This is a genomic window from Jannaschia halovivens, from assembly GCF_046452375.1.
GTDB lineage: Bacteria > Pseudomonadota > Alphaproteobacteria > Rhodobacterales > Rhodobacteraceae > Jannaschia > Jannaschia halovivens.
In genome coordinates this window covers 623854-643772 of record NZ_JBKFDJ010000001.1, presented here as the reverse complement: position 1 = coordinate 643772, position 19919 = coordinate 623854, and the positions used below count along the sequence as shown (strand labels likewise).

18 protein-coding genes are annotated in these 19919 nt (G+C 68.7%); 5 read left to right on the top strand and 13 right to left on the bottom strand.

Annotation, left to right across the window (positions count from 1 at the left end; all coding sequences use genetic code 11):
• Positions 1–17: 17 nt before the first annotated feature.
• Genes ACK8OR_RS03245 through ACK8OR_RS03225 form a run of 5 tightly spaced genes read right to left on the bottom strand, consistent with a single transcriptional unit; the run spans position 18 to position 5168 of the window.
• Positions 18–938, bottom strand: a complete 921-nt coding sequence (locus ACK8OR_RS03245) for a dihydrodipicolinate synthase family protein (RefSeq protein WP_410188030.1) — start codon at positions 936–938, stop codon at positions 18–20.
• Positions 935–2068, bottom strand: coding sequence for an ABC transporter ATP-binding protein (locus tag ACK8OR_RS03240; protein ID WP_410188029.1), 1134 nt, complete (start codon positions 2066–2068; stop codon positions 935–937). The genes ACK8OR_RS03245 and ACK8OR_RS03240 overlap by 4 nt, the downstream gene beginning before the upstream one ends.
• A 3-nt stretch (positions 2069–2071) precedes the next feature.
• A complete protein-coding gene (locus ACK8OR_RS03235) occupies positions 2072–2893 on the bottom strand; it encodes a carbohydrate ABC transporter permease (RefSeq protein ID WP_298432135.1) in 822 nt (273 codons plus the stop codon).
• Positions 2890–3789, bottom strand: a complete 900-nt coding sequence (locus ACK8OR_RS03230) for a carbohydrate ABC transporter permease (RefSeq protein WP_298432132.1) — start codon at positions 3787–3789, stop codon at positions 2890–2892. The genes ACK8OR_RS03235 and ACK8OR_RS03230 overlap by 4 nt, the downstream gene beginning before the upstream one ends.
• Positions 3790–3848: 59 nt before the next feature.
• Positions 3849–5168 (bottom strand): ABC transporter substrate-binding protein, encoded by a 1320-nt coding sequence (locus ACK8OR_RS03225; protein WP_410188028.1) that lies wholly within the window; start codon positions 5166–5168, stop codon positions 3849–3851.
• A gap of 170 nt (positions 5169–5338) precedes the next feature.
• On the opposite strand from ACK8OR_RS03225, the gene ACK8OR_RS03220 reads away from it, so the two are divergent.
• Positions 5339–6217: an IclR family transcriptional regulator domain-containing protein gene (locus ACK8OR_RS03220; RefSeq protein ID WP_410188027.1), complete on the top strand. Its 879-nt coding sequence runs from the start codon at positions 5339–5341 to the stop codon at positions 6215–6217.
• Here ACK8OR_RS03220 and ACK8OR_RS03215 read toward each other — a convergent pair.
• From ACK8OR_RS03215 to ACK8OR_RS03205, 3 genes are read right to left on the bottom strand one after another with little or no spacing between them, the layout of a single operon-like run.
• On the bottom strand, positions 6214–7338 hold the full coding sequence (locus ACK8OR_RS03215; RefSeq protein WP_410188026.1) for an NAD(P)/FAD-dependent oxidoreductase: 1125 nt from the start codon (positions 7336–7338) through the stop codon (positions 6214–6216). The genes ACK8OR_RS03220 and ACK8OR_RS03215 overlap by 4 nt on opposite strands.
• The gene (locus tag ACK8OR_RS03210; protein WP_410188025.1) at positions 7325–8992 is read right to left on the bottom strand and encodes an FAD-dependent oxidoreductase; all 1668 of its coding nucleotides are present in this window, start codon (positions 8990–8992) and stop codon (positions 7325–7327) included. The genes ACK8OR_RS03215 and ACK8OR_RS03210 overlap by 14 nt, the downstream gene beginning before the upstream one ends.
• Positions 8982–9926 (bottom strand): 3-hydroxyacyl-CoA dehydrogenase NAD-binding domain-containing protein, encoded by a 945-nt coding sequence (locus tag ACK8OR_RS03205; protein ID WP_410188024.1) that lies wholly within the window; start codon positions 9924–9926, stop codon positions 8982–8984. The genes ACK8OR_RS03210 and ACK8OR_RS03205 overlap by 11 nt, the downstream gene beginning before the upstream one ends.
• A gap of 95 nt (positions 9927–10021) precedes the next feature.
• On the opposite strand from ACK8OR_RS03205, the gene ACK8OR_RS03200 reads away from it, so the two are divergent.
• Positions 10022–10762 carry an SDR family NAD(P)-dependent oxidoreductase gene (locus ACK8OR_RS03200; protein WP_410188023.1) on the top strand — a complete coding sequence of 247 codons (741 nt, stop codon included), beginning with the start codon at positions 10022–10024 and terminating at the stop codon, positions 10760–10762.
• Here ACK8OR_RS03200 and ACK8OR_RS03195 read toward each other — a convergent pair.
• Positions 10759–11604, bottom strand: a complete 846-nt coding sequence (locus ACK8OR_RS03195) for a sugar phosphate isomerase/epimerase family protein (RefSeq protein ID WP_410188022.1) — start codon at positions 11602–11604, stop codon at positions 10759–10761. The two genes, ACK8OR_RS03200 and ACK8OR_RS03195, sit on opposite strands and share 4 nt — an antisense overlap.
• A 119-nt stretch (positions 11605–11723) precedes the next feature.
• Here ACK8OR_RS03195 and ACK8OR_RS03190 point away from each other — a divergent pair, with 119 nt between their 5' ends.
• Together ACK8OR_RS03190 and ACK8OR_RS03185 are read left to right on the top strand one after the other, a co-directional pair.
• A complete protein-coding gene (locus ACK8OR_RS03190) occupies positions 11724–12830 on the top strand; it encodes an NADH:flavin oxidoreductase/NADH oxidase (protein ID WP_410188021.1) in 1107 nt (368 codons plus the stop codon).
• Positions 12827–13600: an SDR family NAD(P)-dependent oxidoreductase gene (locus ACK8OR_RS03185; protein ID WP_410188020.1), complete on the top strand. Its 774-nt coding sequence runs from the start codon at positions 12827–12829 to the stop codon at positions 13598–13600. Before ACK8OR_RS03190 ends, ACK8OR_RS03185 begins: the two co-directional genes overlap by 4 nt.
• Positions 13601–13602: 2 nt before the next feature.
• Here the strand turns inward: ACK8OR_RS03185 and ACK8OR_RS03180 are convergent, their stop codons facing one another.
• Positions 13603–14559: a dihydrodipicolinate synthase family protein gene (locus ACK8OR_RS03180; protein WP_410188019.1), complete on the bottom strand. Its 957-nt coding sequence runs from the start codon at positions 14557–14559 to the stop codon at positions 13603–13605.
• Between the two features lie 29 nt (positions 14560–14588).
• Here ACK8OR_RS03180 and ACK8OR_RS03175 point away from each other — a divergent pair, with 29 nt between their 5' ends.
• The gene (locus ACK8OR_RS03175; protein WP_410188018.1) at positions 14589–15728 is read left to right on the top strand and encodes an NAD(P)/FAD-dependent oxidoreductase; all 1140 of its coding nucleotides are present in this window, start codon (positions 14589–14591) and stop codon (positions 15726–15728) included.
• 20 nt (positions 15729–15748) lie between these two features.
• On the opposite strand, the gene gcvPB is transcribed toward ACK8OR_RS03175, so the two are convergent.
• The 3 genes from gcvPB to ACK8OR_RS03160 form a co-directional block, all read right to left on the bottom strand.
• Positions 15749–17308 (bottom strand): aminomethyl-transferring glycine dehydrogenase subunit GcvPB, encoded by a 1560-nt coding sequence (gcvPB, locus tag ACK8OR_RS03170; protein WP_410188017.1) that lies wholly within the window; start codon positions 17306–17308, stop codon positions 15749–15751.
• Positions 17305–18711 (bottom strand): aminomethyl-transferring glycine dehydrogenase subunit GcvPA, encoded by a 1407-nt coding sequence (gcvPA, locus tag ACK8OR_RS03165; protein WP_410188016.1) that lies wholly within the window; start codon positions 18709–18711, stop codon positions 17305–17307. Before gcvPA ends, gcvPB begins: the two co-directional genes overlap by 4 nt.
• Positions 18712–18786: 75 nt before the next feature.
• Positions 18787–19899, bottom strand: coding sequence for an ATP-NAD kinase family protein (locus ACK8OR_RS03160; protein WP_410188015.1), 1113 nt, complete (start codon positions 19897–19899; stop codon positions 18787–18789).
• Between the last annotated feature and the right edge of the window lie 20 nt (positions 19900–19919).

The following is a 19919-nucleotide window of genomic DNA, read 5'->3' as shown; positions in this document are numbered from 1 at the left end:
TCTCCTCCTGCGGTGGTTTAGGCGCTCTTGGCCCGGGGCAGCGACAGCGTCGTCACATCGTCGATCAGCCGGTCGAGCAGCGCACCCGAAAGATCGCGGTAGGGCGGCCGCATATGGCCCCCGCCGGGCACGCCAATATGGTTCATCACCGCCTTCGTCGCCGGGTAGAGCGTTAGCCCGTCGGAGGTGAAGACGTCCGTCATCCGCTCGCCGTGGCGTTGCAAGGCCCACGCCTCGTCCAGCCGCCCGGCCTTAGTGGCGTGCCAGAGATCGAGGCATCCCGGCGCCCAGACGTTCGGGAAGCAGTCAATCAGACCGTCCGCTCCGGCCAGCGTCGCGGGCACGCCGAAGACCGAAGAGGGGCCGCAGAACACCCGGATCCGGTCGCGCACGCGGGTCAGCGTGGCGTGGAAGTTGTTCCAGTCGCCGCTCGATTCCTTGATGGCGACCACGTTCGGCAGGTCTGCGGCGCGGTCCGCCACCTCGGGCGTGATCGCGTTCACGGCGCAGGCCGGGATATTGTAGAGCACGATCGGCAGCACGGATTGCGCGTCGACGGCGGCGAAATGAGCGACGATCTCGTCATCGGTGACCATCGCGAAATAGGGCGGCAGCACGAGGACGCCGTCCGCGCCGACGGCCTTGGCGGCATGGATCTGGTCGATCACCTCGTCTTCGCGCACAGCGCCCGTCCCGAGGATGACGGGACCCCGCCCGGCGCTGGCGGCGACGGCCAGCTTGGCCAGATGCGCCCGCTCCTCGAAGCTCAGGGCCCAGAACTCGCCGGTACAGCCCGCGACGACCATCCCCGTCGCGCCCGCGTCGTAGAGCCGCTCGATATTGGCGATGAAGCCCGCCTCGTCGATGCTCAGATCGGCCTTGAAGGACGTCGTGACGGCCGGCATCGGGCCGGCCCAGTTGATGGAGTCGCGGTTCACGATGTCATCTCTTTCAGCATGGGTGCGGAGGTCGCCGCCGGATCGGCGCGCGGCGGCAGGGGGGCGTTGAGGCGGGCGCCGGTCGGACCGGCGGCGAAGAAATGGGTCATGTCGGGGTCGATGGCCATGCCGACGCGGTCGCCGGGCGACCAGACCTGATGCGGCTGGGTGCGTCCCGTCAGGCGAATTTCGCCGACGCGGACGATCACGATGTTCTCGTGGCCGGTCTGCTCGACCAGCTGGATCTCGGCGGCGATGTCTCCCGTCCCGATGGTCAGCGCCTCGGGACGCAGGCCCATGGCGGCGGGCCCGGTCTCGGCCTGGTCGCCCAGCTCGAGCGCGGGCACCGAGATGCCCGGCGCATCGAAGCGCCAATCTGCGCCGTTGCGGGCCAACTCGCCGTCGATCAGCGTCATGCCGGGCGTCCCGATGAAGCCCGCGACGAAGCGGTTCGCCGGCTCGCGGTAGACGTCCTGTGGCGGCGCGAATTGCTGGAGCTTGCCGCCCTCCATCACCGCGATCCGGTCGGACATCGTCATCGCCTCGAGCTGGTCGTGGGTGACGTAGACCATCGTCCGCCCCAGCCGCTGGTGCAGTTCGATCAGCTCGCCGCGCATGTAGCCGCGCAGCTTGGCATCGAGGTTCGACAAGGGCTCGTCGAGAAGGAACACCTTCGGGTCGCGCACCAGCGCCCGACCGAGCGCAACCCGCTGCTGCTGGCCACCCGACAGCTCCTTCGGCTTGCGCGCCAGAAGCGGCGTGATCTGCAGCATCTCGGCCGTCCGCGCGACCATCTCGTGGCGCTCGGCCTTGGCCACGCCGCGCTTCTTCAGGGGGTAGGCGATGTTCTCGGCCACGGTCATGTGGGGATAAAGCGCGTAGGACTGGAAGACCATCGCGATATCGCGCTGGCCGGGTGCCACGTCGTTAACGACCCGGTCGCCGATCCGGATCTCGCCCGAGGTCGGAAACTCGAGCCCCGCCAGCATCCGCAGCGTCGTCGTCTTGCCGCAGCCCGACGGACCCAGCAGCGAGACGAACTCGCCCTCGCGGATGTCGAGGTCGAGGCCGGGGACGGCGGTGAAGGTTCCGAATTTCTTCTGGACCTTCGTGAAGGTGACGTCGGCCATGGCTTATCCCTTGACCCCGCCCGCGCCGAAGCCGCGGGTCAGGTAACTCTGGAGGAAGGCGAAGACGATGATGAGCGGCACGCTCATCATCACGGATGCCGCCATGAGCAGCGACCATTCGATGTTGAAGGACGAGATCAGCATGTTCATCACGCCGGTCGTGAGCGGCCGTGCCTCGTCGGAATTCACGAGGACGAGGGCGTAAAGATACTCGTTCCACGACAGGATGAAGGTGAAGAGCGCCGTCGATATGATCCCCGGCAGGAGCTGCGGCAGGATCACGTCCCGGAACGCCCCCATGCGGGTCGCGCCGTCGACGAGGGCGGCGGATTCGAGGTCCTCGGGAATGCCCGCCATGAAGGACCGCAGAAGCCAGAGCGCGTAGGGCAGGGCGAAGGTCGTGTAGGCGATCACGAGGGACGTGATCGTGTTCGACAGCCCAAGCTTCACCAGCATCAGGTAGAGCGGCAGGATCAGCACGACCGATGGCAACAGGTAGGTGAAGAGCACAAGGAACGCGAGCGTCTCGCGCCCCCGGTAGCGGAACCGCACGAGGCTGTAGGCGCCGACGGTCGCGATGGCCACGACGACGAAGGTGGTCATCGTCGACAGGATCACCGAGTTCCAGAAGTAGTTCAGGAAGCGCGTCTCGGTCAGCAGGTTGACGTAATGCTCGAAGGTCCAGGTCTCGGGCAGGATCGTCGGAGGACGACGGAAGAGCTCGAATTGCGGCTTCACTGACGTGACGAGCATCCAGAAGAGTGGGAAGGCCACGGCCAGCACGATCGACCATGCAAACAGGTTGAAGGCGACGCGCCGGATCATGCCGCGTCCTCCGACCGGGTGCGCCGGATATAGACGATCATGAAGACCAGCATGATCATCATCATGACGACCGCGTAGGCCGAGGCCATGCCCATCTGGTTGAGGGCGAATGCCTCCTTGTAGACGAGGAGCGGCAGCGTCTCGGTCGAGGTGACGGGGCCGCCGCCGGTCAACAGGAAGATCAGGTCGAATTCCTTGAAGTCCCAGATCGCGCGCAGCATCACGATGACGACCAGCACCTCGCGCAGCTGCGGCAGCGTGACGTCGAAGAACCGCGCGATCGGCCCCGCGCCATCGATCCGGGCCGCCTCGTAGAGCGCGTCGGGAATGCTCTGGAGCCGGGCGAGCACGGCGATCACGACGAAGGGGAAGTACTTCCACGCGCCCACCAGGATCACCGAAACCAGCGCATTGGGCATCGTGCCGAGGTAGTCGATCGGAAAGTCGATCAGCCCCGCGGTCATCATCAGGTGGTTGAGGATGCCGTAGAGGTCGTTGAAGAGCCATTTCCAGACCAGCACGGCGACGACCGTCGAGATGAAATAGGGAAAGAGGATCAGCGACCGCGCGAGGCTGCGGAACCAGATGTTCTGGTGCAGGATCAGCGCCATGCCAACGCCCGCGACGATCTGCAACGTCAGCGTGCCGACCGTCCAGATCAGGTTGACGCGAAGGGCCGACCAGAACTCGCCGCCCGCCAGAAGCGCGCGGTAGTTGTCGAGCCCGACCCATGCCCCTTCGAGCGTCGGCGTGAAGATCGAGAAGAGCGACAGATAGACCGCCGAGATCAGCGGGTAGACGATGACCGCGCAGAACACGAGGACCGTCGGCGCGATGAGCGCAAGGCCGAGAAGCGCATAGCGCCGCTCGAGCAGGGTCTGTTGGGTTCGGGCCATGGGTATCCAGCGCGGGGTTGCGGGGCCGCCCGCGATTGGGCGGCCCCGTCGTGAGCGTATCAGCCGTTCATGATGGCTTCGATGGCCTGCGCCGTCTCGCCGATGACCTGGTCGGCGTTCTCGTCGTTGAGGACGACCCGCTGGACCATCTGCGCGATCACGCCCGAGCCGACCACTTCGCCGGCCTTGTCGTTCGACGGATGTGCGGGCGATTCGTAGCCCAGGTTGAACCCGCCCGCGGCGGCCTGCGACATCAGATCGACCTCTTGGGGGTACTTCTGGATGATCTCGTTGGCCTGGTATTGTGGGTTCTCGTTGATCGACTTCAGAACCGGCAGGACGTGGCCCGGCGCGGCATGAAGCTGCTGGATATAGCCGTCGGGATTGAACAGCGATGCCGCGAACTGCTTGGCCAGGTCGATATTGGCCGACTGCGCCGGGATGAAGACCGACGGGAAGTCGTTGAACGTCCAGGGCGCGATATCGGCCGATTTCGTCGGATAACGCACGCAGGTGATGTGGTCCGCGATCGGCGGGTTCTGCGCGTTGACGTTGCCGAGAACGCGGCCGGTGTAGATTCCCGTCGCCGTGGCGCCCGACACGAAGGCGGTGATTGCCTCGCCCCAGGAATAGTTCGTCGCACCCGGCGGACATAGCTCGCGCATGGAGGCGTACCATTCCAGCGCGTCGCGCGTGGCCTGGCTGTCGATGGCGACGTTGAGGTCGGTGTCGAAGATCTGGCCGCCCGCCTGGTGGATCACGCCCGAGAAGATCAGCGTCGTCATCGAGTTCGCGCCATAGGGCAGGGGTGCGCCGTAGATGCCGTTCTTCTGCATCGCCTGGCAGGCGGCGCGCAGCTCGTCCCAAGTCTCGGGCGCGCCGTCGACGCCCGCCTCTTCCATCAGGTCCGTCCGCAGCCACAGCATGTTGGCCGCCGAATTGCCGATGCCCGTGCCGACATAGTTGCCGTCGGCGGCTTTGAAGACCTCGTTGGCGCCGTCGTAGTAGTCGTCCGGCCCGATCATCTCGATCACGTCGTTGAAGGGCGCGACGAGGCCGTTGGAGTAGTAGGACTGGACCGCGAAGGACGGCAGGTGCGTGACGATGTCCGGCACCTCGCCCGACGAGAAGGCGGCGGCGAGTTGCGGCGCATAGCCCTCGTCCGAGGTCGTCTCGAAGAGGACCCTCACGCCGGGGTTGGCCGCTTCGAAGGCCGCGATCTGGGATTCGTAAGCCGCGACCTGCGCGGGCGCCGATTGCGGCGACCACCAGCGCAGCGTCGTCTCCTGCGCCATCGCCGCGCGCGGCAAGGCCGTAATCGCGGTCGTTGCCGCCAGTCCCTTCAGCGCCGTACGGCGACCGATCATCATATTCTTCATTCGTTTGCTCCCTGGATCAAAGTTCACATAGCGCACCGATGTGCGATATAACACCTGCGGAGCCGCGTCTGGCAAGGAGGATTTTCGGGGCGGCGAACCCGGCTCCGATCTGGTAGGGACGCGCACGCATCGCTATGAGACCGCTAAATCTTCGGGACGGGAAGAATTTTATGGGACAGGAATTCGGAAAGGACGACGTCGCGCGGGACGCGGGCGAGAAGACGTTCCCCGCTGCGGGGCTGATGTCGGGCGGGCGCAGCGACGCGGGCGAGGACGACCCCTCGGTCAATCCGCGCGACTACGTCAATTCGCTGGCCCGTGGGCTCGAGGTGCTGCGTGCGTTCAACCGGACCGGCCGCAAGATGACGCTGAGCCAGGTCGCGACCGAGACCGGCAACACCCGCGCGGGCGCGCGCCGCATCCTTCTGACGCTGGTCCACGAGGGCTATGCCGTCACCGACGGCAAGCTTTTCGACCTGACGCCGCAGGTGCTGGAGCTTGGCTATTCGATCCTGTCGTCGAAGGGCGTCTGGGACATCGCCCGCCCCTTCATCGCCCACCTCTCCGACGACATCCAGGAAAGCGTCTCGGCCGCGATCCTCGACAAGTTCGACGTCGTCTATGTCGGCGGCACGCAGTATCACCGCATCATCTCGGTCGGCATCTCGGTCGGCGCGCGCTTCCCGGCGCATTGCACGGCCAACGGCCGCGTCCTTCTGGCGAATACGCCTGCCGAGAACTGGGACGCGATGATCGAGGAGATCGAGCTCGAGAAGATGACCGAGCATACGATCACCCAGAAATCCAAGTTCCGCCGCGTCCTGAAAGAGGTGCGTCAGAAGGGCTGGTCGCTGGTCGATCAGGAGCTGGAGATCGGCCTCATCTCGATCTCGGTCCCCGTCCGGATGAGCTCGGGCGAACTGGTCGGCGCGATCAATGTCGGCGTGCCCAGCATGCGGATGCCGGTCGAGCAGATGATCGAGACGATCCTGCCGAAGCTTCTCGCCACCACGCAAAACATCAGCGACGCGCTCAAAACCGGCCACTAGGCCGCGAAGCGCGCCGGCGAATAGGGCGCGGGATCGACCGGCGGCGCGGCCCCGGTGATGAAGCTTGCCGCCATGCGCGCCACGAGCGGCCCCAGCGTATAGCCCGCATCCCCCGGCACGGCGGCCACGACGCGCGGGTGACCGGGCACCGGCCCCGCCGTCGAGATGCCGTCGATCGTCGTGTTCATCCCCGCCCAGGTCCGCAGGATTCGCATGCGCCCGATGGCCGGGACCAGCCGTCCGGCCAGCGCCACGTTGGCCAGCATCGACGCGGGATCCACCTGAGGAGGGTCGGCGCGCCCGCGGCCCCGTGCGGGCCAGCCGCCCCCGATGACGATCTGGCCCGACGCGAATTGCTTGAGGGTGATCATCCGCTCGGCATGCTGCACGAGATGGGCGACCGCGATGGCGCAGGGCTCGGTGATGTTCATGTGCAAGGGCTCGGCCAATGTCGGCATCGCGAGCCCCAGCGACTCCAGAAGCGGCCCGCTGCCCCAGCTCGCCGCGACGACGACGCGGTCGGCGGCATAGGTGTCGCGGCGCCCCCGAACGGTGACCCGCGGCCCGGGTTCGAGCGCCGCGATTTCGTCGGCCAGGATGCGGACCCCCAGCCGACGCGCCTCGGCCCGGAGCGCCAGGTTGGCGGCCAGCGGGTCGAGTTTGCCCTCGTCGCGACACAGCTCGGCGCCCACCACGTGCGACCCCAGCCACGGCGCGATCCGGTCGAGCGCGTCCCGGTCGAGGATGTCCACGTCCAGCCCGTGCCGCGCCTCGCGTTCGGCTTTGCCTTCGAGAAACGAAAGTTGCTCCGCGCTCTCGGCCACCATCAGCCCGCCCTTGCGCATCAACCCGAAGGGGCCGTGCGCGCGGTCCAGCCGCTCCCACTCCGTGACCGCCGCGCGGTAGAGCGGGAGCGACGCCTCGATCGCGGGCACCTGTTCGGGGTTGAGCCGCATGATCCGGCTCTGCATCTGGACATGCAGGCTCCCGGCATTGGCGGTCGAGCCCGCGTTTGTTCCGGCGTCGATCAGCGTGACCGACGCCCCCGTGGCCGCGATCTCGATCGCCGCGACCTGGCCCACGATACCGCCGCCGATGACGATGACGTCAGGCGTCTCCATCCAGCGCCTCTTGGGCCGCGAGGATGGCCGAGATGGCCACCGGCTTCACCGGCACGCGCGGTGCGTAGAAGCTGCGGTCGTCCAGCGGGGTGCCGTTCGCCTCGGCCACCAGGCGGGCGGCCACGGGGCCGCAATACCGCCCCTGGCAGCGGCCCATTCCGATCCGCGTTGCGCGCTTCAGGGTGCCAGCGTGGCCCGCCTCCGTCCCCAACGAGGCGCGTGCCCGGTCGAGCGTGATCTCCTCGCAGCGGCAGATGATCGTCTCCCCGGGCATGTCGTCCAGCGCCTGTGGCCCCGGATCGTAGAGCCGCCAGAGCGCGTCCTGGAACCGGCGGTGCCGCGCGAGTTCGGCGACATCCGACGCGCCTTTGGTTTCTGCCTCGCCATGTCCCGCGAAGCGCGCGGCCGCCCGTCCCGCGATCCGACCCTCGACACGCGCGGCAGGGGCGCCGCCCAGACCGGCGCAATCCCCGGCCGCGAAGACGCCCGCGACGCTCGTGGCCATGTCGCGCCCGCGCACGCAGCGGAGATGTCCGAACGCCGCATCGAAGCGCATCTCGGCCCCGAGAAGGCGCAGGATCTCGTTCTGCGGCAGGAAGCCATCGTTCATGCAAATGGCGTCGACCTCGACCGTGGTCTCCGTTCCACGCGCATCCACCAGCGTGGCCCCTAGCGTTTCGCCCGCGGGCACGATCCGCGCGAGGCGCGTGCCGTAGCGGACAGCGGCCCCAGCCCTCCGCAGCCGGGTCATCAGAGCCAGCCCCGTGCGTGCCAATGCCGGGTCCGCGCGCATCATCGCCAGCGTCGCGCTTGGGCGCGCCCAGGGCGCGGGTGCGGTGTCGGTCACGGCCGCGATCTCGGCGCCGCCCTCGGCCAGTTCGACCGCCACTTGCACATTGAGCGGCCCCGAGCCGCAGACCAGCACGCGGGCGCCGGGCAGGGCGCGGTAGCTGCGCCAGAGTGTCTGCGCGGCCCCCGTCGTCATCACGCCGGGATGCGTCCAGCCGGGCACCATGATCGGCCGCTCATAGGCGCCCGTCGCCACGATCACGGCCTCCGGGCGGAGGATCACGGCGCGCCCGTCCGCCTGCGCCATCAGAACGGGGCCGTCGAAGGCGCCCCAGGTCTCGACGCCGGTGAGGATGCGCGCACCCGATTGCGACGCCGCACGCAGAAGTGCCGCGCCCTCGGCCTGCTGGGCGTCGAGCATCGGCTGCTCGGCGGGCTGCTTGTAATACTGCCCGCCGCCGACCTTCCGCTCGTCCAGAAGGACCACCTCCGCCCCGGCCTCGGCGGCGGCGATCGCGGCCGAGAGGCCCGCCGCCCCGCCGCCAAGGATCGCCACGTCGGGCGCGAGGATGAGCGCCTCGGGCGGCGTCGCGACCTCGGCGCCGGGGTCCAGAGCGGGATGGGCAGGCTGGCGCGCGACCGCGGCCCCCGCCACCGCCGGCGTCATGCAGGCGCGGTGGTTCGGCGCGCCGTCCACGGTCAGCAGGCAATCCTGGCAGACGCCCATGCCGCAGAAGACGCCCCGTGTGCCGCCGCTCGCCGTCTCGCGAAACTGTCGCGCGCCCGCCGCCGTCAGCGCGGCGGCCAGCGTCTGGCCGGGGCGGAAGGGCACGGACCGGCCTTCGAAGACGAACTCACCTTCCATCGGGATCGTCCATCAGAGCGTCGCGGGCCGCGACCAGCCGGGCGACCGCGCGGGTGCGCCAGTCGCGGCGGGCCTGGCGGGTCTGTCCGGCGCGCAGCGTCTCGCGCTCGGCCGCGACCCGCGCCACGAGGTCGGGATACCAATCGACCGTCTCGCCGCGCGCGGCCCCGATGCGCGCATAGGCCGGACCCATCCGCGCGGCATGGGCCACGATGCCGCCGGGGGTATTCAACTCGGCGGTCTCGAACGGGCCCGACAGCGCCCAGCGGGGCCCCAGCCCCAGCCGCATCACGGTGTCGATCGCATCCACATCGGCCACGCCCTCGTCCACCAGCCGGTAGGCCTCGCGGAGCACGGCGCTCTGAAGGCGGTTGAGGAGAAAGCCCTCGACCTCGCGCCGCATAGCGACCGGCACGAACCCGACGGCGGTCAGAAGTTCGGTCGCACGGGTCATCGTCGCGGGATCGGTGCCGGGTGCGGGGCAGAGCTCCACCACCCGGAGCACAGCCGGCGGGTTGACCGGATGCGCCACGAGGCAGCGCCGCTGGTCGCCCGCGTCCGGCACGATCCGCGACATCGGGATCGCCGAGGACGCGGTCGCCAGCACGGTGTCCGCGCGCGCGCCGTCCAGCATCGCGCGAAAGACGCCTTGCTTGAAATCGAGATCCTCGGGCCCGCATTCTTGGACCAGATCGGCGGCGGCCAACCCCTCCGCCATGTCGGAATGCAGATGCACGGCGCCCGCGCCGCCCTTCGACTGCCTCGACAGCGCGATCGCCTCGGCATGGGCGTCGATCCGGCCCGGCGCTGCATCCCGCGCGCCCGCATCGGGATCCACCAGATGGACCGTCGCGCCCGCATCCCGGAACACCGCCGCAAAGGACGTGCCGATACCGCCGGCCCCGAGGATGAGCGTGGTGATCGTCGGGGCCACGGCTGTTTTCCTTGCAATGGTTCGCATGTCGCACAAAAGTACGAAAGAATTCCGAGCGCAAGAAGGATCGCCTCAGTTTGGACGCAGCACAAGACATGGACGGACGCCGGGCGATCGTGACCGGCGGGGCGGCGGGCCTCGGGCGGGCCATCGCGGACCGGCTGGCGGCGGCAGGGGCCACGGTCACGATCGTCGATCTGGCCGAGGCGCTGGAGCGGGCGGACGGGCGGTATCCGGGCCATGCGCTCGACCTCGCGGGCGAGGATGCGCGTGCCGGCATGGCCCGGATCGCGGACGGGCTGGGCGGGCTCGACATCCTGGTGGCGAATGCGGGCGTGGTTCCGCCTTGGCGCGGCCTGCGCGAGATCGACGGCGCGGAATGGCGGCATGTCATGGCCGTGAACACCTGGGGCGTCGCGGCGGCGATCGGGGGATGCGCCGACACACTGGCCCGCTCAGACCATGCGGCCATCGTCGCCATGGCATCGATCAACGGCTACCGCGCGCACCCGGCGCAGACGCTTTATACGGCGTCGAAGCACGCGGTCATCGGTATCGTGCGGTCCGCCGCGCTGGACCTCGGGCCATCGGGTATTCGCGTGAATGCCGTCGCCCCCGGACCGATCGCCACTGACGCGCTGATCGCCCGGATCGCTGCGCGCCACGAGACGGGCGGCCCGCCCGTGGACGACGCACTGGCCGCGCTCGACGCCGAGACCGCGCTCGGGCGGATGGCGACCGAAGCGGACGTCGCGCGGGTGGCGCATTTCCTCGCGTCGGATGCGGCATCGGGCATGACGGGCTGCGTCCTGCCGGTCGAGGCGGGACTGGTCTAGCGCGCGCCTAGCGGTTCCCACCCGGCCTCGGCCAGGATCGCGTGGGACGCCTGGATGTCACCATCGGGATCGGCGCCGGGCTGGTTCGCGTCGGTGATGATCTCCATCACGGTCACGCCGGTATAGCCGATGTCGCGCAGCGCCTCGGCCGCGGGGCCAGGCTCGACGATGCCCGTGCCCAGCCGGTCGTGCTTGAATTCGGTCGGACCGCTGTCGGAGATGTGCACGTTCTTGACCATGTCGCCCATCATGCGGATCGCCGCCGCCGGGTCTTCGTTGATGAAGGCCCCATTGCAGACGTCGTAGTTGATGCCGACCTCGGGGCCGATCAGCTTGGCGGTGTCGACCATGTCCTGCGCCGAGGGCAGATAGGTGAATGGCACGTTCTCCAGCAGAAGTTCGACACCCGTGCCCTTCATGTCGCCCAGCAGATCCTGCATGGCCTCGACATACCAGTTCAGCATCCACTCCTTCGGCGGGTTGATCAGCGTGCCGACCGGGCCGGGGATCGAGATGACATAGGGGCAGGACAGCTCGGCGGCGAAATCCACGGCCTCCTTGTAGCGGTCGAGCGTGTAGTCCCGCATCAGCTTGTCGGTTGAGTTCGGGTTGTTGTCGAGCAGCGGGTAGCAGAAGGACGACAGCCGCACGCCCTCGCCGTCGAGCCAGGTCTTGTAGGCGCGGCGCTGCTCGGCGCTCAATTCGCCCGGCCAGCAATGCGGCGGAAAGATCATCAACTCGAAGATGTCGTAGCCGAGGCCGTGCAGATGCTTCACTGCATCGAGGCCGTCATGGGAATACAAGAAGGGAAAGGTGCTGGCCGCGACGTCGAGCTTGGTCATGGGGGTCTTCCTTTTCCGCTTGTCCAGGTCTTGCCATGCGTGTTCATTTTACGCACAAAAGTTACTATACCGCACGGATGCCGCCGGGCAACGTCAATCGTATCCATCGGAGGTCATCCTTGTCCCCACGCCTCTTCGCGCCCCTCGCGTTGCGCGCCCTGACCGTACCGAACCGGATCGCGGTCGCCCCGATGTGCCAGTATTCCGCGACGGACGGCGTCCCCGAGGACTGGCACCTCGTCAATCTCGGGCGCTTCGCGACGGCCGGTCCCGGTCTCATCTTCACCGAGGCGACCGGGGTCGAACCCGACGGGCGCATCACGCCGGGCTGCACCGGCATGTATGACGACGCGACCGAGGCGGCCTGGGCGCGGATCGTGTCGTTCATCAAGTCGGTAGGCGACAGCCGGGTCGGCATGCAGCTCGGGCATTCGGGCCGGAAGGGGAACACGGTCCCCCCGTGGGAGGGCGGCGGCCTTCTGGAGGGCGAGGCCGCGTGGCAGCCGCAATCGGCCTCGGCGGTTCCGTACCTGCCGGGCTGGCCCGCACCCGAGCCGATGGGCCCTGCCGACCTGGACCGCGTGCGGGACGCCTTTGCCGACGCCGCGCGCCGGGCGGATCGGGCGGGTTTCGATACCGTGCAGCTTCATGCCGCACACGGATACCTGCTGCACCAGTTCCTCTCGCCCGTGACCAACCGCCGGGACGACACCTATGGCGGCGCGCTGGAGAACCGGATGCGCTTTCCGCTCGAGGTGTTCGACGCGGTGCGCGACGCCTTTCCCGACGACAAGCCCGTGATGGTGCGCCTTTCGGCCTCGGACTGGATCGAAGGCGGCTGGGACATCGACGGGTCCGCGGCCTTCTGCCGGGAGCTGAAGGCGCGCGGCTGCGACATGATCGACGTGACTTCGGGCGGCATCGACCAATCCCAGAAGATCGAGACCGGCCCCGGCTACCAGCTCGACTTCTCGGCCCAGATCCGGGCCGAGGCGGACATCCCGACCATGGCCGTGGGGCAGATCACCGACCCGGTGCAGGCCGAAACGATCGTGCGGACGGGGCAGGCGGATATGGTGGCGCTGGCGCGGGGCATGCTCTGGGACCCGAACTGGACGTGGAAGGCGGCCGAGACGCTGGGCGCCGAGATCGCTATGCCGGCGCCCTATGCGCGCTGCAACCCCAAGCTCGCCTCGACGCCCTTCGTGAAGCGGGACGCACGATGAGCGATCTGGCCGGCAGATCGGTCCTCGTTACCGGCGCATCGAAGGGGATCGGCGCGGCCATCGCGACGGCCATGGTCGCCGCGGGCGCGCGGGTCGTGGCGCATTACGGCGGCGACCGCGCCGGGGCCGAGGCGGCGGTCGCGGATGCGACGGCGGAGCAGGCGGTGCTCGTGCAGGCGGACCTGTCGGACCGCGCCGCCGTGGCACGGCTTTGGCAGGATGCGACCGAGGCCGTCGGCGGGCCGGTCGACGTGCTGGTCAACAACGCCGGCATCATGGCGCAGGCGGGCGGGATCGAGGATGACGCCGCTGCTTGGGATACGGCGTGGTCGCGTTCGATGGCGATCAATGTCGAGGCGCCCGCGATGCTGATGCGGCTGGCGGTCCGCGACTGGCTGGAGGCGGGCCGGACGGGGGCCGTGATTGCCATCGGAAGCTGGGTCACGACGCGGGGGACGTCGAACCCCGGGGCCATCGCCTATGCCGCGTCGAAGGCGGCGATCGCGGCCGCCACCAAGACCGTCGCGCGCAATTACGCCGACCGCGGCATCCTCGCCTATGTCATCGCCCCCGGCGTGGTCGACACGCAGATGTCGGTCGCGAGCGCCGAGAAGACCGGCGGGGCGGCCGCGGTGACGGCGGGACTGCCGATGGGGGAATGGGTGCCGCCTTCGGATATCGCCGAGCTGGCCGTGTTCCTTGCCGGTGGCCGCGCCCGCCACTTGACGGGCGCGACGATCGACCTCAACGGCGCGGCCTATATCCGATGAGCCTACTCGGCCGCCGCAGCCGCGGGGCGCGCCTCGATCTCGTCGACGATGCGGTCGAGCTCCTCCATCAGCGGCACCATCTTCGCGACCCGCGCGCGGCCTTCGTCCCCGAGGCTCTCGTAGGTGGTCAGCGGCGCGCGGACGTCGCCCACGGGATGCCCCGCCGCCGCCGCCAGCGCCTTCGAATAGCACTGGTGCCCATAGAGCGGGTGCCCCTCGACGATGATCGTGTCGAATTGCGAGATGACGTCCTGCACGCGCTGCACATCGTCCCAGCGGCCCTGTTCGGCCCATTCGACGAACTTCACGGACGCGCGGGGGATGTAGTTCCCGTAAGGATTCACGTAGCCTTCGGCCCCCATCTTGTAGCTTTCGAGCACGCGCTGACCGGCCCAGGGGTGCATGTGGCCCTCGCTTTCGACGATGATATCGTGAATGCGTTCAATGCGTTGGCTGGCTTCCTTGATGTAGCGGATCTGCTCGAAGCTCCGGGCGAGGCGTCCGACCAGCTTGGCCGACATGTCCACGTTCGAGGTGAACGGATTGTTGTAGAGCATGATCTGGAGGTTCTGCGCCTCGCAGATGGCGCGGTAGTATCCGAAGATCTCGTCGTCGGTCGGCGTGACGTAATAGGGCGGAATGATCATCAGGCCATCGGCGCCCAGATCCTCGGCCTCCTTGGAATAGCGCACGGCGTTGGGCGTATAGGCGTTCATCGTGCCGACCCAGACGACCATGCGCCCGTTCACGTAGTTCACCGTGTGGCGCACGAAGGCGGTACGCTCGGCGTCGCTGATCGTCAGGAACTCGCCCGTCGTCCCGAGGATGATGACGCCCGGCACGCCGCATTCGACCTGCCAGTCGAGAAACCCTTCCCAGGCCTCGAAATCGATCTCGGCCCCGCCGGGGGTGAAGGGGGTGACGGTGACGGTGTGGCTGCCGGTGTATTGCGTTCTCATGGGGCGGTCCTTCCAGGCGGGGTGGCGGCGTGACGGCCGCGTATGACGTTGCAGTTGTGGGCGGCGGCCTCGTCGGGCTGACGGCGGCCTGGCATCTGGCGCAGGACGGCGCGTCGGTCGTCCTGCTCGAGGCGGGCGATCTGGGTGCGGAGGCGTCGGGGGCCAATGCCGGGTCGCTGCACCTGCAGATCCAGTATCCGGAATTCGTGAAATACGGCGACGACTGGGCGCGGGCCTATGTGCCGACCCTGCGGTTCCTCGCGGCGTCCATCGACCTCTGGCAGGAGATGTCGGAGGCCGTGGGCGAAGACCTGAACGTCCGCGTCAAGGGTGGGATCGTGGTCGCGCGCACGGACGAACAGATGCGCGCCATCGCGGCCAAGGCACGGATCGAGGCATCGGTCGGCATCGTAAGCGAGGTGCTGGGCCGCGAGGAGCTGCGCGCGGTCGCGCCGTACCTGTCGGATGCTGCCATCGGCGGCGGCTTCTGTGCGGGCGAGGGCAAGGCCGATCCGCTGCGCGCGACCCCGGCGCTGGCCCGCGCGGCCATGGCAGCGGGTGTCGACATCCGCACCCGCACCGCGGTGACCGGTATCGCGCGGGATGCACAGGGCTTCGCGCTGGCCACGCCGGGTGGCACGGTCCGGGCGGCGCGCGTCGTCGATGCCGCCGGGGCGCGGGCGGCGGAGTGCGCGGCCATGGTCGGGGTTCCGATCGACCTGGGCGGCTTCCCCTTGCAGGTCACCGTGACCGAGCCGGTTGCCCCACTGATCCCGCATCTCGTCTATTCCGCTGCCGGAAAGCTGTCGCTCAAGCAGGCCCCGAACGGCGGCTGCATCGTCGGCGGTGGTTGGGCCGCGCGGGTGCGCGGCGATGGCGGCCTCGCCACCGATCCGGCAAATTTCGCGGCCAACATGGGCATCGCCGCCGACGTGGTGCCCGGCCTCGGTCAGGCCCGCGCGCTGCGGAGTTGGACGGCCTGGGTCAACGGCACGCCCGACTGGCGCCCGATCATTGGCGAGGCGCCGGGCGTGCCCGGCTTCTTCCTCGCCATCTTCCCATGGGTCGGGTTCAGCGCGGCACCGATGACGGGCCGCGTGGTGGCCGACCTCGTGCTGGGGCGCGCGCCGACCGTGCCGCTGGAGGGCATCTCGGTCCTCTACGACTGAGCGCGCGCGCGCCATGGCCGTCAGGCGACGCCGCGCGCGGCGTCGTCGCCCGCGATCTTGCGCTTGTAGGCGCGCCACGTCATCGCCCATTTGGCCGGATCCTCGAACACGTCGCCTTGCACCTGCGCGACCGGCTGGTTGTGGGGCGCGGTCTTGACCAGTTCGGGCTCGCTCCGCGCCTCCTCGGCGATCTTCGCTATGACCGCGATCCAGGTGTCGATGTCTTCCTTGGACCAGAGCTCGCCCGCTTCCGGCGTGAAGGGCTCGGCCACGATCCACGGCTCGTGGCTCATCCAGTAGGGGTCGATCCCGTAATCGGCCATCCGGTTGGCGAAATCGACGGTGGTGACACCCGTCTCTTCGGTCAGCGGCCCAAGCGACCAGCGCGTCATCTCCATCCGCCACGCGTCGATGTCCGGATTGGAAATGGCCAGCCCCGGGATCTCCCCCAGCTTCTTGTCCATGTAATTGTTCGCCACGACCGAGATGTCCGAGGCGAGGTCGATCCCCTCGGCCCCCATCGCGCGGCTCCAGGCATAGGCCTTCACCACCTGCGGGACGTTCCCCCAGTATTCGCGGACCTTGCCCGTCGATTTCGGGCGGTCCTCGTCGAGGCGGTAGCGGTCGCCCTCCTTCAAGACGACGGGGCCGGGCACATAGGGGGCGAGATCATCGGTGCATCCGAAGGCGCCCACGGCGGGGCCGCCGCCGGCCTTGGGTGCGCCGAAGGTCTTGTGGAGCATGAACATGCAGGCGTCGAAGCCCAGCTCGCGCGCCGAGAGCTTGCCCATCACCCCGTTGAAATTCGCATGGTCGTAGAAGCAGAGCGCGCCCGCCTCGCGCGCGACCCGCGTCCATTCCTTTATCTCGGGATTGTAGATGCCCATGTCGTCGGGATTGTTGATCATGATGAGCGCGGTCTTCTCGCTGACCGCGGCCTTCAGCGCGTCGAGCGAGGGATAGCCGTTCTCCTCGAGCGGGAGGTTCACCACGTCGAATCCCGCCGCCGCCGCCGTCGCCGGATTGCAGGGATGTGACTGGACGCTGGTCACCATCTCGGTTCGCTGTCCCAGCATCCCCTTGTCGGCCCAGTAGGCACGCGCGACCGTGGCCATGGTATAGGCCGCGTCGGCCCCGCCACCGGCCTGGAAAATGAACTGATCCATGCCCGAGAGATTCTGGAGGATCGCGTCGAAGTCGTGGATGATCTCAAGCACGCCCTGCAGGGTGTCGGGATGCTGGAAGGGATGCACCTCGGCCAGCTCGGGGCGCAGCGTGGCGTATTCGGCGGCCTTCGAGTTGTACTTCATCGTGCAGGTGCCGAAGAGGCTGATCCCCATCATGCCCAGCGTCATCTGGCTGAGATGCAGGAAATGGCGCTGCGCCTCGAACTCGGTGATCTCGGGCAGGGCAGGGGCGTCGCTGCGGGCCATCGCCGCGGGGATCAGGTCCGTGCCGACGGCCTCGGTCACCCGCGCGTCGGGCGCGTCGAAAATCTGTCCGCGGGCGCCGGGGCGTCCGATCTCGTAGATGACGGGCTCGTCCCACTTGGCGGCGTGAAAGTCGGGAATGCGGGTCATGCGAGCACCTCCTTCAGCGTCTCGGCCAGCCGGTGAATGTCGTCGGCGGTGTGCACTTCGGTCACGCAATAGAGCGCCGACTGCCCCAGCGCGCCGTCCTCGCCCGAGACATCCTTGCCGCCGAAGATGCCTCTCGCGCGCAGCGCGTCGTTGATCTCGGCCACCGTCTTGCCGGTGTCGTCGAAGTTGACGACGAATTCCTTGAAGGTCGTGTCCGGCCAGACGATCCGGACGCCCGGCACGTCGCCCAGCATCTTGGCCGCATAGCGCGCATTCGACACGATCAGCGTGCCGACTTCGCGGAAGCCCTGCGGCCCCAGCAGGCTCATGTAGACCGCGCCCGCGATGGCCCAGAGATAGGTCGAATTGCCGGTCCAGTCCTTGCCGTGCTCGCGCGAGCCGTAGGAGTTCTGGTGCGGGCAGGCGAGGCCGAAGGCGTGCTGGCCCGGCTCGACCGTCTCGGCGATCGAGACGAGGAAGCCGTTGTATTCGAGGACGTATGTCGCCTCGTCGCGCGAGGCGATGAAGCCGCCTGCGCCGCCGCCGCATTGCATGTGGACGCCCAGCGGCTGCACCGGCCCGGTCACCAGGTCGGCGCCGTAATCGCCCGGCGCGGTCATCACGCCGAGGCTGATGGGATCGACGCCGACGATGGTCTCGGCGCCCGCCGCACGGGTCAGGCGCGCGATCTCGGCTGCCTCGGTCTCGATCGTGCCCAAATAGGCGGGGTTCTCGAAGTAGACGGCGGCGACGTCGGGCCCGAGCTTCGATTTGAGGTCCCCGAGGTCCAGCCGCCCGCTTGTCGGATCGGCGTCGACCAGCACGATCTCGATATGGCCGTCCATCTGGGTCGGCTTGCAGTAGGTGCCGATCACCGACAGGCGCTCGGGGTCGCTGAGACGCGGCATCAGGACCTTCGTACGTCCGGTGATCCGCGCGGCCATGCGGATCGCGTGCCCCGTCGCACAGCCCCAGGAATAGACCGGCAGCTGCACCACATCGAGGTTCAGAAGCGCGCCGAGCTGTGACGAGAATTCGAACCACGCCTGGTTGCGCCCGTGATCTGACTGGTAGCTGCCCCAGACATTGGTCGCGAACTCGGTCCGGCCGACGATCTCGTCGACGATTGCGGGGACGTGGTGCTGCCAGACACCCGCGCCCAGAAAGCTGAGGTTGCCCTCGCAATCGGCGTTCTTCGTCAGCTTGCCCACGAGGTCGCGCTTGAGCGCCAACTCGGACGTCAGCGCGGGCGGCAGGTCGAGCGGTGTCGTGCGGAAATGATCCTCGGGGATCTGCGCGAAGACCTCGCGCGCATCGCGGGCTCCGATCTCGTCCAGCATCGCCTGCAACGCGCCCGGAGCGGAGTTCGCCATCCACGGATGGGACTGGGTGTCTTGGCTCATGGGTCACTCCTTGGATCGGGGCGCGGGGGCAGTCGCGTCAACTTAAACAAGAGTTCGCATATCGCACAACGGAATTCAGGCCACCCCGATCCGCATCATCGTCGCACGTCCCGAGCTGGTCATCACACGGTGAAATCCCGAGAGCGCGTCGTCGAGCGTCGCGTCGCCGGTATCCACCAGCAGGCGCGGCGCCGCGAGGGTCGCGAGCTTCTCGGGCGAGGCGAGGACGATCAGCCCATCGCGCCCGGCCTTGCGGATCAGGTCCGTCCCGATCTGCTGGTTGCCGCGCCCGAGCAGAAAGCCCTGCTGGCCCGTCACCCCGAGGACGATCCGCACGGGGCGGTCGCGGGCGAGGGCGGAGAGCTCGGCCCCGGTAGCGTCGCGCGCGACGCGCTTGCCGTCGAGGAGGGCGTCGACGCCCAGCACGGTCGGCTGGAACCCCGCCGCACGGGTCACGGCCCCGGCGCTGGTGCCCGGGCCGACGACGTAGAGGACATCGGGCTCCATCGCGGCGGCGATCGCGGTTGCGGCGGCCCGGACCGCGCCTTCGCCGTCGCCCGGCGGGCCGCCCTTTGCGGCCTGCATCAGGCTGCGCGCGGCGGGCGTGGTGGCCAGCCCGTAAAGCCGCGGGGCGAGTATGCCGGAGCGGAGCGCGACCTCGTCGATATCCATGATCTCGACCTCGCCGTGCCAGGTCACGCGCGCCGGATCGGTCACGAGGTCCGCCAGAAGCGCGCCTGCGGCACCGGGCGAGACCGCGAAGACGCCCGAATGCATCTTCACGCCCGACGGGATGCCCAGCATCGGCGTGCCCTCCGCCAGCGCCGCCGCAACGTCGCGTGCCGTGCCGTCGCCGCCTGCGAAGACCATCAGGTCGCAGGGCCCGATGGCGCGGATCACGGCCTTGGTGTCGCGCGCCGTGCCCGTCACTTCGGGGATCGTGACCGGTTCGATCTCGAGATCGAGCCCCTCGGCCCAGTCGGCCCCGAGCGGACCGGGCCCCGCGATTAGCCGCGTCCCGGGCGCGCGATCGGCCAGCCGCGCCAGCGCCGTGTGCGTCCGGGGTCCCGCCCAGTCCTCGGCGCCCCGCGCGCGGGCCTCGGCGACGATGCCCGGCCCGTCCGTGCCCTTGAGGCCGACGGACCCGCCCAGTCCCGCCACGGGATTGACCACCAGACCGATGCGCAAGGCCGCCTCTCCAGAACTTC

Coding starts and splice junctions, on each gene's coding strand:
- ACK8OR_RS03240 (WP_410188029.1), bottom strand. CDS start 2,068: ATGGCCGACGTCACCTTCACGAAGGTCCAGAAGAAATTCGGAACCTTC.
- ACK8OR_RS03235 (WP_298432135.1), bottom strand. CDS start 2,893: ATGATCCGGCGCGTCGCCTTCAACCTGTTTGCATGGTCGATCGTGCTG.
- ACK8OR_RS03230 (WP_298432132.1), bottom strand. CDS start 3,789: ATGGCCCGAACCCAACAGACCCTGCTCGAGCGGCGCTATGCGCTTCTC.
- ACK8OR_RS03225 (WP_410188028.1), bottom strand. CDS start 5,168: ATGAAGAATATGATGATCGGTCGCCGTACGGCGCTGAAGGGACTGGCG.
- ACK8OR_RS03220 (WP_410188027.1), top strand. CDS start 5,339: ATGGGACAGGAATTCGGAAAGGACGACGTCGCGCGGGACGCGGGCGAG.
- ACK8OR_RS03215 (WP_410188026.1), bottom strand. CDS start 7,338: ATGGAGACGCCTGACGTCATCGTCATCGGCGGCGGTATCGTGGGCCAG.
- ACK8OR_RS03210 (WP_410188025.1), bottom strand. CDS start 8,992: ATGGAAGGTGAGTTCGTCTTCGAAGGCCGGTCCGTGCCCTTCCGCCCC.
- ACK8OR_RS03200 (WP_410188023.1), top strand. CDS start 10,022: ATGGACGGACGCCGGGCGATCGTGACCGGCGGGGCGGCGGGCCTCGGG.
- ACK8OR_RS03195 (WP_410188022.1), bottom strand. CDS start 11,604: ATGACCAAGCTCGACGTCGCGGCCAGCACCTTTCCCTTCTTGTATTCC.
- ACK8OR_RS03185 (WP_410188020.1), top strand. CDS start 12,827: ATGAGCGATCTGGCCGGCAGATCGGTCCTCGTTACCGGCGCATCGAAG.
- ACK8OR_RS03180 (WP_410188019.1), bottom strand. CDS start 14,559: ATGAGAACGCAATACACCGGCAGCCACACCGTCACCGTCACCCCCTTC.
- gcvPB (WP_410188017.1), bottom strand. CDS start 17,308: ATGACCCGCATTCCCGACTTTCACGCCGCCAAGTGGGACGAGCCCGTC.
- gcvPA (WP_410188016.1), bottom strand. CDS start 18,711: ATGAGCCAAGACACCCAGTCCCATCCGTGGATGGCGAACTCCGCTCCG.